Consider the following 15,002-nt stretch of genomic DNA (forward strand, 5'->3'; position numbering starts at 1 on the left):
CGCGCGTCAGTCGCGCTTGGCGATATCGGCAAAGCCTGCGCTGAGCAGCGAGGCCAAATCGGAGGCGGCCAGTTCAATGTCCAGCCCGCGTTTGCCGCCGGAAATAAATATGGTGTCGAACGGCTCTGCGGCGATGTCGATGGCCGTCGGCAGGCGCTTTTTCTGCCCGAGCGGGCTGATGCCGCCAACCAGATAGCCGGTCACGCGCTGGGCCAGCTGCGGATCGGCCATGTCCGCCTTTTTGGCGCCGAACGCCTTAGCGACTTTTTTCAGATCCAGTTGTCCCGCCACCGGCGTCACGGCAACGGCCAGATTTTTAGCGTCGCCGTTGAGCGCCACCAACAATGTTTTGTATATCTGCTGCTTATCGACCCCAAGTTTACGCGCAGCTTCTTCGCCGAAATGGGTTTCATCGGCGTCGTGATGATAGTTGTGCAGAGTGAAGTTGATCTTGTGCTTTTCAAGCAGCTTGACTGCGGGTGTCATGATGTCTGTCCTTACGTACTGTCAAAGTGAGTGCGCCCGCAATAGGGCGGGCAAATTATCATCGCCAAACAGGTGCAGTGCGCCTACCGAGATCACATAGTGTCCCTCTGGTAATGCCGTCAGCTGTTGCTGCCAGCGCCGATTGCGCTGCTGCATTAATATTTCCGACATGGCATTGCCGAAGCTGTCGGGCAAATTGTCGATGCGCAGGGTTTTATAATCCAGCCATCCGTTGATCATGGTCTGCAGCAGACGGGCGTTACTGTGCCAATGGGTCAGGGTATCTTCCAGCAGCGGCAGTCCGCCGCGAGGCAGTCGCTCCAGCAGTTCGACCTGCGCCTGTTGGCCTTCAAGTTCGATGATGGGCAAGCCCCGTTCCCGGGCGATGTTAATCAGCTGATAATCGATGCCGTACTGAGGACGTAGGCCCAGGGAGGTCGCCTGTCTGGCCTGCAACATCAACGCGACCTGCCAGGCAGGTAGACGATCGAGGCTGTCATAGCTGAGCGCCAGCGAATGGCAGCATTGCAGCAGTTGATCCAGCGCCTCGGCGTCCAGTCGCTCAGACAGCGGCGGCGCTTCCTCAGCCAAGGAGAAAGGCGAGCTGCTGTCCGAGATATCCGCCTCGACGACCAGCGCTGTCGCCGTGTCCAGTTGCTTGAGCAGCGCGTCCGGCAGCGGCGACATATCCGCCGTCCCCATATGAATACTGCCGACCAGATGATAGCGATGACCGACGAGTTCGATATCGACCGCGGGATAGCCGTAGCTGCGCGGAGAGATCAAGCCGAGGAACGTAGCAATGCGGCGTAATAAGGGCTTCATAGCGTCATCTCCGGAGATCAATACGTTATGCTAAACGCTTCGCGGGCAAAGTTGTATCGGTAATTGCGACGAGGAACGGCATGTGGTGAGAAGCCGACGGTGGACGTAGTCTGAATCGTTCTGAAAGAAATTTCACAACGTGCGGGACGTTGAGGAAATCGCGGGGATCGCGCTGGAGAAGGAGGAAATCACTGTCATTGCCGATAGGCGAGGGTGGACGTTTTCAAGATCGCCGGACGTCTTCTTGTCGAGCGGCTAGCCAGGCAGCAGCCGCTCGACAAGAGGCGCGTAACGTTAATGATTCTGCGGACGAACGCGAAGCGTAATCCCTTCCACAGCAACGATTTCGACCGGGGTTCCCGCGGGCAGGTCGCAGTCAGCCGTGACGCGCCAACTGCTGTCGCCAAGGGTGATACGCCCTAAACCGTTGACGACGGGCTCGCTCAGGTTAGCCTTGCGTCCCACCAGTTGCAGTCCGCGCTGGTTGAGTGTCGAAGCCGGGCTGTGCAGCGTACGCTGGCGCAGCCAATACCACCACAAGCACGCCGTCAGCACGGTGAGCAGGGCAAACGCGACACCTTGCGCCGGTAACCCCAGCGGCAGCAGCCAAACCAATATGCCGACACACAGCGCGGACACACCGCTCCATAGCAGATACCCGCCCGCGCCCAGCATTTCCGCTGCGAGCAGCAGGCCGCCGAGCGTCAGCCAGAACCAGCGCGCATAGGTCATCAGCCAATCAGTCATCGTTAGGCTTTCCGGCCGGACTGGCTTTCTTTAATCAGTTCGCTAATCCCGCCAATCGCGCCCATCAGGTTGCTGGCATCCAGCGGCATCATGATGACTTTGCTGTTGTTGGCTGAACCGATGTTCTGCAATGCGTCGGTATATTTTTGCGCGACGAAGTAGTTGATCGCTTGAATGTTCCCGGCGGCAATAGCTTCGGATACCATCTGGGTCGCACGGGCTTCGGCTTCGGCGGAACGTTCGCGGGCTTCGGCTTCCAGGAACGCAGACTGACGCTGCCCTTCGGATTTCAGGATCTGCGACTGCTTTTCCCCTTCCGCTTTCAGAATGGCGGCCTGACGTACGCCTTCGGCTTCAAGAATATCGGCGCGCTTGTTTCGCTCGGCTTTCATCTGGGCGTTCATCGCTTCAATCAGCTCTGCCGGCGGACGAACGTCGCGGATCTCAATACGGGTGACTTTAATTCCCCAAGGGTTAGTGGCTTCATCCACGATGTGCAGCAGACGAGTATTGATGCTGTCGCGCTGAGATAACATCTCGTCCAGCTCCATCGACCCCAATACGGTACGAATGTTGGTCATGGTGACTATCTAAACGTACAGTATGGGTGAACAAACTATGAAAGACTTTTTGTTACTTTGTCTTATCTCCTACCTGTTTGTAACAGTATCTGTGGTAGCGGGATGTCACTAATAAAAAATGAAGCAATGAATTAACGCCTCACCAGCGGAAAAAACAAACCTTTTCAATTACTTCAGGTAAGGATTTATGAAACTTAAATTAACTCTGGTTGCACTATTAGCAGCCTGTTCAATGTCAGTACAGGCTATGCCTAAGACAGCTGAGAATTCACTATCAGAAGTCTTTGTAAGGGGAGCACTTGATAACGTGTCAGGCAATGGAGACTCCCCTTCAGCCAATTATTTTATGGGTGTGACTAATACGACACTAACTTTCCTGAACTGTGAGTTAGGTGATGCTTCCATAAGTGAAGTGTGGTCACGTGTAGCAAGTAAAGTTGTGCGTAGTAAAGATGACCTGACGTCGATGACTGACTCTGCACCAGTTGCAGCTCGTATCATCCTTGCTTCTTACAAGTGCAAGGGGGTTGTCTTAAAATGAAGCTCAAACTAACTCTGATATCACTTTATTAAGAAAGCTTATCCTTGCAAACGATAACCTTAGACATTTTGTACCTTTTGGCTCCTTCATCGGGAGCCTTTTTTATGCGTATAATTCCACTATGAAAACAGCCTATCCATACATCCGCTACAGCTCTGATAAGCAATCTCATGGTGATTCAGTGAGGCGTCAGCAATCACTCATTACCTCATGGCTGCAAAGCAACCCTGATTATCTCCTGTCACAACACACCTATAAGGATGAAGGTTTGTCCGCCTTTACCGGGAAACATGCAACCGGTGAATTAGGGCAACTGATGCAGGACATCGGCAACGGCTCTATAGCAGCTGGTGACATGGTATTGATTGAATCACTAGACAGATTAAGCCGTGAGGACATATCAACCGCTACAGACCGCCTCAAAGCTATTCTGATTCACCATGTGGACGTAGTGACCTTGTCAGATGGAAAGCATTACACCCATGAATCACTGAACAACCCTATGGACCTCATCATGTCTATTCTGACCGCTCAAAGAGCACATCAGGAGAGTGAAGAGAAATCTAGACGTATGCGTCAGGTTTGGGCTAATAAAAGGGCTGAAGCAGAATCTCAGGGTAAAGTCATATCTAAGTCATGCCCCCGTTGGCTAACGGTGAAGGACGACCGTACAGGCTTTGATATAGTCCCAGAACACGCACAGACAATAAGGCAAGTGTTCAGCCTAAGAATTAAAGGCGAGTCTCTATCATCCATTGCAAAGACTCTGAATGAAGAGGGGAGGCTGACCTTTACAGGTAGGGTAGGGAAATGGAATCAGTCCACTGTACAGCAGCTGGTTAGCAATAAAGCGCTTATAGGCTATAAGGTACAGTCTCGTAAATCCGTTGTGAACCATCCAGATATACCAGACTACTACCCAGTAGTGGTAGACCTCCAGACATTCCAAGCTGTTCAACAGCTGAAATCTGACCAGTTCGGGAAAAAGCAAACAAGCAACATCCCCGCATTAGTGAACCTGTTCAAGTCCATCATCCGCTGTAAGAAATGTGGGAACATCTTTATCCTGAACTCGGTCACAGTTAACCGAGATGGTTACTATGTGTGCTCTATGAGGCGGCAAGGGCGATGTGATGCCAAGCCAATCAAGCGCAAGGATACCGATGACATGCTGGTTAAAGGACTCTTCCATAATCTGGATAGACTGCTGTTATCAAAGCCTGAAGAGAATCCTGTATCAGCACTAGAGGCACAGAAACAGGATTTAACCGAAAGATTAACCAAGCTTGTATCAGCCTTAGAGATTGCACCTGATATCACAGAGATAACAAGCCGTATGAGTGTTATTCAAGGTGAACTACAGAGCATAGAGGCTCAGATAAAGGGGCATAGGCAGAGGGTTCAATCTCATGTGTCTGATACGGTAAAGTGCCTCAACCTACTGAATAAAGCTGACAGGGTAGAATTCCAGCTCATCATGAAACGTCATGTGAAAGCCATCATGGTGGATACTCTGAAAAGGACTGCGGATATCTATTTTCACAGTGGATTACGGCTGTTTAATTACCCGCTAGATAGGCTGGTGGATGGGGAGCACTTCTTAGAAGTCTTGCCAGTGATTGATGCCGATGAGTTTGATTTCAATACTTATCGGGTGATTGGTTAGGTGCTATCACTGCATGTGGACAGATGCTGGACAGTCTCTATAAAATCCCTTATTGCTACTTGCAGGCAGACTCTGTAGAGCCTCTTTTTGTCTCTATAAATACCTTATGGCTAGCCACATTTATTTTCGTATATCAAGAAATTTCTCAATTTATTTGTGTGAATACCGGTATAGTTGCATCTGGTAATCACTTCACCTGTGATTATACAGAAAATAACAGTAACATAGTTTGCATAGTTTTACCTATCAATCCCAGCCCACACATAAGGTTTTACCTATTAACTGTTCTTATAACCAAAAGAGTATAAAAGCAGATTCTTTATAACCTGTTTAACACTTTTCACCTCTAAAACATTTTCAGCTAAAAACTCCTCAATCAAGATTCATTCTCATGTAGGTTCTTCCTATCAATCTATCCATTTAAATAGGCAAAAGCTTTATAATCTAAAGTTAGGTTGAATCACTTTCTTATAACCAACCTGAGTCTTAAAACCACCTCCTTTTGAGACTCTGTAAAAAGTCCCCTGAGACAGTCTTAAAAGGTTGATTCTGGATTTTGAGACAGGTAGAGTTATGAGACTACCTTTTGAGACTAAATAGGACTTCACATGGCAATCATCGGTTACGTTAGGGTATCAACTAATGACCAGACAGTGATTAATCAGAAACAAGTAATCACTGAGAAGAATTATAACGTTGAGAAATGGTTCAGTGACGAGGGTATTTCCGGTTCTGTAGAAGCTGCTAAACGTAAGGGGTTTGGGTCACTACTGGATTACATCCGTGAGGGTGACCAGCTGGTTATCGTCGGTATAGACCGCTTAGGGCGTAACACAATCGACGTTTTAGAGACGGTTAAGGTGCTACAGAGCAAGGGTGTACAGGTCATATCCATCCGTGAAGGGTTCGACTTGAGCACTCCTGTAGGCCAAGCCATGCTCACCATGATGGCTGGTTTAGCACAGTTAGAGAAAGACCTCATAGCAGAGCGTAGAACAGCCGGTATCAAACGTGCTCAATCTGAAGGGGTACACTGTGGCCGTCCTGTCAAGGTGACACCGGGTCAGGTCAAGGCTCTTATCAGTGCTGGTATGAAACCTGCTGAGGTTCAGAAGTCATTGGGAATTAGTAAAGCGACCTATTATCGCCTCAGAATGGACCTGTAAGGGCTTCTTGGAGGCCACCCCATACAATCACCTTGGTTAGGCCTAGAATCGCTTAGAGAGCTGTTTAGAGGCCTTACTATTGACGTTGCATCTTTGCTAAAAGTGTTACAGATATGTTGAGATTTTGCAAAGGGTACGTTACCTTACATTTCCGGGCTACTAAGTAGACATACAATTAGTGTCCAAATCTTCCCAGATATGTTCAGCCACCAGCAAGAATCCTGCCAGAATAGTGACACCTAAATTTTTAAAAAATTTAAAATTAGCCAAATGGTGCGTATAACGCATTCTAAGCCATTTTAACTCAAAGTAAGGTGATTGTACCTTATCCCTGTTTAAACGGCTTAGAGAGCTAGCAGTCCACCTCTATGGCTTCTTTGGAGGGGTACTCTGGCAAACCATCACTAATATGCTGGTAGAATTTGCCTTTCTCGGTATGGAAGGGGAATCTCGTGATGTTCGGAAAAACAATTTTGTCAGCCATTCGTTAAATCTCAACTGTAAAGTTATCCAGTTCACCGGTGACGATGAAGAAGACCCTTTACACTCAATTGAGATTTTCACTTGGCTTGAGGGTGGGTAAAGTCCCACAAGTGGCAAAAGAGCCTGTACCATGCTGCTGTAGTTGGTCACGTTTTGGGGACGTGAACCACATGGTGCAAACTCTTTAGGTGGTTTGTCTGGTCATGATGTTTTAGATGGAGGGACTAACCGTGATTCCCAGTGACGTATTGGGCTAACAATACCTCTTGAGCAGTGACACCCTATGTTTCCAACGTTTCACAACATCAGGAAGAGACAGGACATTTTATAGGTTCTGAATGAGGATTGCAACATGTATTTTAAGGCTCTGTGAGGGCTTCTAAGAGTAAGGCTGTAGGGTAGGGTGGGTCAGGTTGATTAAATCGCTTAGAGACGGTTACAGGAGGGTTAGATGTCTACTTAAGAGACCTGTCTAGACAGTGACTTGAGCTGCCGCTCTGTGGGGTCACTATTTGAGGGGATTATATCACTCAGCAATCTGTACAGAACACTCCAATACAAAAAGCTCCCATAGCGAAGCAAGAGCTTGTACTGTACAGATTCTATTGTTCTTTATTTATTATCTTATTTTATCTGAGTGTTCTTTTAAAAGAACTGTTCAGAGGGTAAAGCAAGCACAGCATAGCTGGGATTTTTTCACCTGTCAACTTAAAAGTTCTCTGTAGCCAAAAGAAGCTCACACATAGCGAAGCTGAGAGCGACCTTTACTGAGTGATTCCACTGTACAGTGTTCTGTTTATCCCTCATGGCCTTTTGGCGTTAGCCATGCTTTTCATGAAGCCCTCTTTACAGAGTCTTTAAAGTAATCTGTTAAGTTAATCTTATTTCTCTAATCTTATAGTGTTCCCTTTTGGCATACCCCCCTATGCCGAAAAGACATACCCCTTGTGCCGAAAAGGTATACCCCCCATAAAATGTTAACACTATGTTAAATATATGTTGACATTACCCACACGGATGGTACAGTTGTATTATAGTTTTATAAAAGTCAAGGAAAAAATTTATGGAACGAGCAAAAGTCCAATTTCAAATCTCGAAAGCTCTGGATATCAAGCTCCGAGAAATGGCAAAACAACAGGGGTTGAGTTATTCAGCCTTACTTAACCGATTACTGAGACAGGGACTCGATAAAGTCATCTGACAGAATCACTCTACCGCTTAAAGCGGACCCTTCTTTCTCAATACAAGGAATACCCCATGAATGGAACAGCCAACTGAAACGTTCTTCAAGTCGTTTTACTGTATTAAGCGACTGACACAGTTTAATAACGTTAAACTCTCACCTACAGCAAAAGACATTTTTCTCTTCATGCTCTCTCTCCATAGTAGTGGATTGGAAATTTTCCCGTCTCACGCTTATTTAGCCGACATGTTAGGCGTCGGACGCAAAGCAATCATCCTCGGTATCTCTCAACTTGAAAAAGCGGGAATGATTGAATCCACTCAGAGAATGGACAGCTCAAAAGTTTATCGTGTCCTACTCACCCCTGACCAAATTATTAAGAATGAACCTCTCCCATCCTATAAGAGCGATGAGGAAGACTCCGATTATAAACTTCCAGCCTATGAAGGAATTGAATGAACAAAATCAACACACACACCGTTATGTACATTCCACCAGCTCTATTATCAAAGTTGAATGAAATTGCAGAGTACTATGGTTTATCCCGCCAGCAGACATTGAACCTCCTGTTAAAGCAAGAAGGAATTAAAAATGAAATTAAGAGATAGGATTCGAATCTCCTACAGCACTCTCATTCTTGTTGATGAGTTAGCAGATGAAAATGACTTAACCCGAATTCAGTTTCTCGCAACCATTTTAAGCAACGCTTTAAAGGAAATTAAAAAATGAAGAACCGATATTACGAGTGTTTCAACTTACCCCGTGGTCCACATCCTGATTTAACAGACTGTGTCCTTGATAATTCCAGTGAACCAGAATTAATGGTCACCATTCTAAAGGCACTGCCTGAAATTAACGTCCTCACACTGATGAAACTTTTTGAAAAAGAGAATCTGAGGATTGAATCCGCTGTCTTGCTCTATGAGATGGTGATTAAAACCCATGACGCTCTCTTGGATTTAATCTGGAGCACAACAGAAAACGTAAATGTGGAGTATTAAAAAAGTGAATGGCTAATAATTTTACTGTGGATGAGTTTATTATCCAGCTTGGCTTTAATGACCAAGTGACCAAACAATTATCCCGTCTCGAAAAGGATGTCTTGAAAATTGCATCCCGATTAGAGACAAACCTCAATAAAGCATTCTCACCCAAAGGCAACCTTAACCATGTGACCAAGGCTGCACAATCGTCAGCCAGACAGGTGAAAAAGGCTTACTCTGATGCAATGGACTTCTCAGGGGCCGGTAAAGCCTCATTAAAAGCTCTGGAGCGTTCAGCGAGAGGGTCTGCTAAACGTATCAAACAGTCCGTCACACAGGCCTATGAACCGTCTAACTCCGGCCCACGCACACCGAAGCGCGGCCAATCAGTCAACCCTGACCGATATCGAAACGTAGCTATGACGCAGCTCTATTCGCCACTGACACGTAAACTGGAAGGGATGGGGGCATCTGGTCAAGCGCGGGCATACAGGCTCCGCCAGCAGGTTACAGGGCTTCGAGATGATGCCATTGGTAAAGGTACAGCGGCGTCACTAACCCAGCTTAAAGCCAGTGTCCGGGCTGCTACTGATTCAGCACACAAATGGGCCTCTGCCAACAGTCGAGCCGCCAGCAAGGCCGAAGGGTTAGGGTCTGGCTTAGGACGTCTTACAATCGCTGCTGGGAGCCTGTATGCCGCAATCAACTTGGTTCAGAAGTCTGTGGAAGCCGGGGTCAAGCGACAGTCCGCTGATATCGCTGCATCCGCTGTCTTCAAGGGTAATACAGCAGATGCTAAAGCCACCGCTGCGGCATTCGGTCAGCAGATTGGGATGTCTTACACAGAGACTCTGAAAGGTATGACTGATTTCGGTGCTGGTGCAGCTCCTTCCCTCGGCTATCAAGGTTCGAAAGATTTTTATGAGCAAGCCAACATCTTTGGCCGGTTACGCGGATTAGACAACGAGAAGATGAAGGGCATGATGCTCGCGTTCACACAGATGGCCTCTAAAGGGACACTGTCTGCTGATGAAGTGAAGAACCAGTTGCCTGAACACGTACCGGGTGGTGAGCAGCTGATTGCTGATGCTATCGGTGTCTCTGTACCAGAGCTGAATAAAATCATGTCCACCGGCAAATTGATGTCCAAAGACGTTCTGCCTAAACTATCTGACCATCTAGCAAAACTAAATGAGGAAGCTGGCGGGCTGGCTAAAGTCAGCGGCATGGCCGTCACCGGTATCGGACGAGTTAAAGCAGGGCTTGAGAATAACCTTGTGAAGGGTTTCGATGCTGCTGAGGGTGGTATGGGTAAATTCAACTCGTCACTGGCTAAGTTGCTGGCTGACTCCGTGCCAATCTCTGAAGCATTGGGCCACATCTTCGGTGAGATTGCTTCTGTAGCCGCTAGCGCAGTGGATGATATCGACTACATGGCTCGTATGGCCTCTGTAGCATTCCTGCGTATGTCAGCGTGGTATATGGACCTTGACGACGGTCAGAAGAAGCTTGTCGACGGAGCGCAACGGTTCGGTACAGAGCTGGTAGCTGTAGTCGCAACAGTAGGGACTCTGGCTACTGTAGCAGGTAAATTGAAATGGCTCGCTAACATCGCTGGTGCTGCAAGCACTGCTGGAACAGTTGCTGGTGAGGCTGGAACGGCTGCTGCTGGTGCTGCTGCTAAAGGGGCCGGTAAAGGGCTGCTGGCACGTGCTGGTGGCGCATTCATGGTTGTGGGTGCTGCTGAGTTGGCACAGTGGCTTATGTCTCCTGAGACGCTGTACAACGTGATGGGAGCGAAGGACACAGATACACCGTCTGATAGTCCATTCACCCGTCTTATGGAACCATTAACTGAGTGGTTGCGCAGTAACAATGCCATGAACCCGTCCAACGGTACGATGGGAGCTGATAACCTGACGTACTTCAATACACCGATTCCCAGCTCCTTTAACCCGAGTATGGCAATCCCTGCACCTGATGTTAAAGCAACTCTGAATTTGAATGTGATGTTAGACGGTAACCAGATTGGACATATCACTGATAAGAGCATCAGCCTCCACGGTGAGGACGTCAACGTTGCCACAGAGCATCTAGGTGATTAATTTCATATGGGGCCATGCGCCCCTATTTATTTTATTATTGAGGTTGAATGAAAAAATGCTACACAGTGGTAAATAAGCGTCCTATTCGAATTAAAGAAAGAAGCAATCCTGATTATGTGATTCCAAAAATGATGACCTATGACAGACGGTATCAATTAATTAAAGATATCTGTGAAAATAGGCTATTAACATATTGACAACATATATATACATGCTAAGATGGTTTTATGACGTTTGAAAACGGTTTCCTTTTTAGTTGCTCTTCCTTTTGTCATGCTCCTCGGTTGTTATTCTCTTTCACCAGAGAAGATAAAAAGTCCTGTTACCGCGACGTAACAGGCACCCAAATAAGACCCGGTTGATTTGTTTTTTAAATTTCATCCATTTTTAGCAATTCAGCCGGGCAACCCAATTAAATATACCTCGTTTGAGTTCCATTAAGTTGGCTCGGACGGGGATTTTTTACATCTGAAATAAGGTATAAACAATGTCTGAATTTAATCTGAAGCAAGCCACAGTAATCTCACCTATTGGTGAGTCAATCTCCCACCTGCTGCCGTATGAACAAAAGCAGCGTGTTGAAGAAGTATTTATCCCAAAAATTAAAGCAGCCTCTGAAAAAGTCGAATCAGTCACTTCTGAATATCAGTCAGCAAAAGAAGACTTCGATATTATGGTGGCTCGTAAAGAAGCTGACCTATTAGCACTGCCAAGTGAACGCCACGGTTTCACTATTAAGCAGGTATACCCCACTAACCAGCAGCGTATTATCCGGGAGATGAATGAGCAGGGCTTTATGGTTCATCAAATCATGTCTGGCTTTATTGCATTCACCCCGATTCCTAAGAATGCTAAAGATGATGTGATGAAGCCTATTATGGACGCCATCAAGTCCGAAGCCACCAGCTCAGTTAATTCCCAACTGTCTCGTCGGGAACATAAAGTTAAAGATGCCATCCACCAGCGTAATTTGATTGTGAAAGAAGCCCGTGAAGCATTGGCCTCTATTCAGTCCTTTGAAGATTACCTGAACATTTCTATTACCGATGAGGCTGAATAATGAATCCCCAAGAGAAAGCTTACCAAGAACAGATTAATAAGCTGAAAGCAAGGTTGTCCCTTCAGGCCACCAGCAAGGCCATTGAATCATTCAAACCACAATGTGAAGCATTGGGAATTGATGCCGTCCAGTTTGTCAAAGTGACAGCCTCTCTACCGTCTGGTGCTAAAGCATTCTGTGAAGATGTGATTAGTAAGGCTTCAGCAACCCTTAGCCATGTTAAACAGCAATCAGCAGCCCAGTTACTGGAAGCTCAAGCAAACGTCCTCAAGGCCCGTACAGCAGCACAGTACGCCATTGATGCAGCCACAAAGATGGAGTTATCTGATGACTGAGATTGATTTCACCCCGGACCCAAACCAGTACTACGATTCAAAGGGGCGTGAGGTTGCCTATGCTAACGTCAGCGGCAAGATTCACCCTAAACTGTTCTCGAAGCTGGTCAGACGCTCTGACGATGGCTCAGAGTTTTCACAGCAGACCAAGATTCACCGTTATCTGGAAGGAGTGTTAAGAAATGTGTAATGAACCTGTAACATTTGAGGGTAATATCTGTACCAAGTGTGGGAACCGTACCCGCTACGTTAAATCCCATAACTGTTCTCACTGCACCAAAGAGTATACCCGTCGATACAGCCGTACTCAGAAGGAGAAAATCCTCCCAGCTGAGGCCACAGGGCCATTCACCAGCGAATCCGGTTACAACGGTGCAAACATCCTGCTTAAGCTGTCTGAAACAGCCCTGAACCGGTTAGATGAGATTGGTTATGGACTGATTAAGAAGTACAAAATGGGTGGGCTTACACAGAACCGCGTACGCTTGATTGGCTTGGCATACTTGATTGATGAGGACTAAAAAATGATAACTCTCTCTTCTTTGGTGAAATGTTGTATCTGGCTCTGAGTGTCTCCCTTCTCAATCAACTGGAGAATAGTTCTTGACTCTTATTTACCCGTATTGCATGATTAGACTCGTACATTGGTCATGGTCAGGTTGATAATCGCCAGTTCCAGATTGCTGACTTCATAGGCGGCCTGCGCGGCGTCGATCACCTGAATAAAGCACACGGCATCGATGGTGACGTTGGCGTTGTCTTTGGAGATGATTTCCTGAGACGGGATCTCCAGCACTTGTTCCATCATGTTGATTTTGCGCCCTACGCGGTCCATGAAAGGCACTATCAGGTTGAGGCCGGGCATGAGCGTGCGGGTGTAACGGCCAAAGCGTTCTACCGTCCACTGGTAGCCCTGAGGCACGATTTTAATGCCTGACCAGACGATGATCAGCGCAACGATAATAATGACAAAAATAAAAGTTAGCATTTAGTTCACTCTCCCTGGTGTTTTATCCGCTTAGTGTAACCTAATTTGTGCGGCCAAATGGTGCGATGAACCGGGATTCTCATGGCGTCATCTTTGAGCGTCGCCGTCGCGGCTGACCGGGTTGGTAACCCTCAGCGTCATTAGTGAGATAATACGATGTTATGGGAGGTGTTTTTGTCGTACGCGTGTTACGTCATTACTGCGCGCAAGTTGTTTTCTGTTTTAGGTTGTCGCGTCTACGGGAAAGTGGCGAGTAGGGTAGGCGGCTGATCGATGTGGGAGCGGCTTCGTGCGTCAGCCCGACTTTTGCCGGTCTGATGTTATCAGGAAGCCTACCGAGGACGAGGGGCTGACAGAGAAGGACAGGGTTGGAAAATGCCAGCGGCGTGAACCGGCTGGCTAGATATCCAACTCGACGTCGTTAAGCGGTTTACAGCAGCAGGGGAGAATTTCGCCTGGCAGAAAGAACGCCAACGGCGTCTGCACATAGGCGACCTCACCTTTGAGGAGGCGAGTGCGGCAGGCGCCGCAGTAACCAGAACGGCAGTGGTACTCCACGTTGACCCGCTGCGTTTCTAACGCTTCCAGCAAGGTGGCGTTTTCTTCTTCGCTATACTCAAACTGCGCACCGGACGTGCGCAGGGTGATGGTGGGCCTACTCATGATTACAGCTGGAAGTCGCTCAGGTCGTCGGCATTAATTTCCGAGTCGATTTGTCCGACCAGATAGGAGCTGACTTCGACTTCCTGCGGGGCGACCTGCACGTTGTCCGACACCAGCCAGGCATTAATCCACGGAATTGGGTTGGTGCGGGTTTCAAACGGCAGCGGCAGTCCGACCGCCTGCATGCGGATATTGGTGATGTACTCGATGTACTGGCACAGAATATCTTTGTTGAGGCCGATCATGGAGCCGTCGCGGAACAGGTATTCCGCCCACTCTTTTTCCTGCTGTGCAGCCAGCACGAACAGATCGTAGCTCTGCTGCTGGCACTCTTCCGCCACCTTCGCCATTTCCGGATCGTCATGTCCCGAACGCAATAAATTCAGCATATGCTGCGTTCCGGTCAGGTGCAGCGCTTCATCGCGGGCAATCAGCTTGATGATTTTGGCGTTGCCCTCCATCAGTTCGCGTTCCGCGAAGGCGAAAGAACAGGCGAAGCTGACGTAAAAGCGGATCGCTTCCAACGCGTTGACGCTCATCAGGCACAGGTATAGCTGTTTCTTCAACTGATACAGGTTGATCTCGATGGTTTTACCGTTCACCTGATGTGTTCCTTCACCCAGCAGATGATAGTAATTGGTCATCTCGATCAGATCGTCGTAGTAGCCGGAGATGTCTTTGGCGCGCTTGAGGATCTCTTCGTTGGCGACGATATCGTCGAACACCAGAGACGGGTCGTTGACGATATTTCGAATGATATGCGTGTAAGAGCGGGAGTGGATGGTTTCGGAGAACGCCCAGGTTTCCACCCAGGTCTCCAGCTCAGGAATAGAAATAAGCGGTAGCAGTGCCACGTTCGGGCTTCGACCCTGAATGGAGTCCAGCAGCGTCTGATACTTCAGGTTGCTGATGAAAATATGCTTTTCGTGATCTGGCAGAGCCTGATAATCGATGCGGTCGCGGGAGACGTCGACTTCTTCCGGTCGCCAGAAGAAGGAGAGCTGCTTTTCGATCAGTTTTTCGAAAATCTCGTATTTCTGCTGGTCGTAACGCGCCACGTTAACCGACTGGCCGAAGAACATCGGCTCCAGTAGCTGATTGTTTTTGTTCTGTGAAAAAGTGGTATAGGCCATGGTATCTCCAAAAAAAGGCCGGAGCATTTTCAACGCCGTTTGCGGCGATCTCGGACG

Annotated in this window: 15 protein-coding genes and 2 pseudogenes; 10 read left to right on the plus strand and 7 right to left on the minus strand. The window is 47.9% G+C overall.

The genetic code is table 11. From position 1 onward, the window contains the following. Positions 1-6 precede the first annotated feature (6 nt). The 4 genes and pseudogenes from ybaK to CKQ53_RS09985 all read right to left on the minus strand — a co-directional run. Complete coding sequence (gene ybaK, locus CKQ53_RS09970) at positions 7-486, minus strand: Cys-tRNA(Pro)/Cys-tRNA(Cys) deacylase YbaK (protein ID WP_085652968.1); 480 nt, start codon at positions 484-486, stop codon at positions 7-9. Between the two features lie 21 nt (positions 487-507). After that, the gene (locus tag CKQ53_RS09975) at positions 508-1,311 is read right to left on the minus strand and encodes a TraB/GumN family protein (RefSeq protein WP_094117622.1); all 804 of its coding nucleotides are present in this window, start codon (positions 1,309-1,311) and stop codon (positions 508-510) included. A 294-nt stretch (positions 1,312-1,605) separates the two neighbouring features. Further along, a complete protein-coding gene (locus CKQ53_RS09980) occupies positions 1,606-2,058 on the minus strand; it encodes an NfeD family protein (RefSeq protein ID WP_085652970.1) in 453 nt (150 codons plus the stop codon). A gap of 2 nt (positions 2,059-2,060) precedes the next feature. Continuing rightward, positions 2,061-2,645, minus strand: a pseudogene (locus tag CKQ53_RS09985) (SPFH domain-containing protein); the annotation flags it as partial. Positions 2,646-2,826: 181 nt separating this feature from the next. Between CKQ53_RS09985 and CKQ53_RS18415 the strand changes: the two are divergent. From CKQ53_RS18415 to CKQ53_RS10025, 10 genes are all read left to right on the plus strand, one after another. Next, a complete protein-coding gene (locus tag CKQ53_RS18415; protein WP_139824009.1) occupies positions 2,827-3,180 on the plus strand; it encodes a hypothetical protein in 354 nt (117 codons plus the stop codon). A gap of 121 nt (positions 3,181-3,301) precedes the next feature. Next, on the plus strand, positions 3,302-4,846 hold the full coding sequence (locus CKQ53_RS09990; RefSeq protein WP_094117623.1) for a recombinase family protein: 1,545 nt from the start codon (positions 3,302-3,304) through the stop codon (positions 4,844-4,846). A 608-nt stretch (positions 4,847-5,454) separates the two neighbouring features. After that, complete coding sequence (locus CKQ53_RS09995; protein WP_094117624.1) at positions 5,455-6,012, plus strand: recombinase family protein; 558 nt, start codon at positions 5,455-5,457, stop codon at positions 6,010-6,012. Positions 6,013-7,756: 1,744 nt separating this feature from the next. After that, positions 7,757-8,137, plus strand: a complete 381-nt coding sequence (locus CKQ53_RS10000; RefSeq protein ID WP_094117625.1) for a helix-turn-helix domain-containing protein — start codon at positions 7,757-7,759, stop codon at positions 8,135-8,137. Positions 8,138-8,269: 132 nt separating this feature from the next. Further along, positions 8,270-8,407: a hypothetical protein gene (locus tag CKQ53_RS18420; RefSeq protein ID WP_162896343.1), complete on the plus strand. Its 138-nt coding sequence runs from the start codon at positions 8,270-8,272 to the stop codon at positions 8,405-8,407. Beyond that, positions 8,404-8,679: a hypothetical protein gene (locus CKQ53_RS10005; RefSeq protein ID WP_094117626.1), complete on the plus strand. Its 276-nt coding sequence runs from the start codon at positions 8,404-8,406 to the stop codon at positions 8,677-8,679. The genes CKQ53_RS18420 and CKQ53_RS10005 overlap by 4 nt, the downstream gene beginning before the upstream one ends. Positions 8,680-8,687: 8 nt before the next feature. After that, positions 8,688-10,766, plus strand: a complete 2,079-nt coding sequence (locus CKQ53_RS10010) for a tape measure protein (RefSeq protein WP_118894951.1) — start codon at positions 8,688-8,690, stop codon at positions 10,764-10,766. 487 nt (positions 10,767-11,253) lie between these two features. Then, positions 11,254-11,826 carry a hypothetical protein gene (locus tag CKQ53_RS10015; protein WP_094117629.1) on the plus strand — a complete coding sequence of 191 codons (573 nt, stop codon included), beginning with the start codon at positions 11,254-11,256 and terminating at the stop codon, positions 11,824-11,826. Further along, positions 11,826-12,161: a hypothetical protein gene (locus tag CKQ53_RS10020; RefSeq protein ID WP_094117630.1), complete on the plus strand. Its 336-nt coding sequence runs from the start codon at positions 11,826-11,828 to the stop codon at positions 12,159-12,161. Before CKQ53_RS10015 ends, CKQ53_RS10020 begins: the two co-directional genes overlap by 1 nt. Further along, complete coding sequence (locus CKQ53_RS10025) at positions 12,154-12,351, plus strand: hypothetical protein (RefSeq protein ID WP_244200937.1); 198 nt, start codon at positions 12,154-12,156, stop codon at positions 12,349-12,351. The genes CKQ53_RS10020 and CKQ53_RS10025 overlap by 8 nt, the downstream gene beginning before the upstream one ends. Positions 12,352-12,798: 447 nt before the next feature. Here CKQ53_RS10025 and CKQ53_RS10035 read toward each other — a convergent pair. The 3 genes and pseudogenes from CKQ53_RS10035 to nrdB form a co-directional block, all read right to left on the minus strand. Next, positions 12,799-13,149, minus strand: a pseudogene (locus CKQ53_RS10035) (SPFH domain-containing protein); the annotation flags it as partial. 399 nt (positions 13,150-13,548) lie between these two features. Continuing rightward, the gene (yfaE, locus tag CKQ53_RS10040) at positions 13,549-13,812 is read right to left on the minus strand and encodes a class I ribonucleotide reductase maintenance protein YfaE (RefSeq protein WP_085653509.1); all 264 of its coding nucleotides are present in this window, start codon (positions 13,810-13,812) and stop codon (positions 13,549-13,551) included. A 2-nt stretch (positions 13,813-13,814) separates the two neighbouring features. Beyond that, positions 13,815-14,945, minus strand: coding sequence for a class Ia ribonucleoside-diphosphate reductase subunit beta (gene nrdB / locus CKQ53_RS10045; RefSeq protein ID WP_085653511.1), 1,131 nt, complete (start codon positions 14,943-14,945; stop codon positions 13,815-13,817). Between the last annotated feature and the right edge of the window lie 57 nt (positions 14,946-15,002).

The sequence above is a fragment of the Lonsdalea britannica genome (genome assembly GCF_003515985.1).
GTDB classification, from domain to species: domain Bacteria; phylum Pseudomonadota; class Gammaproteobacteria; order Enterobacterales; family Enterobacteriaceae; genus Lonsdalea; species Lonsdalea britannica.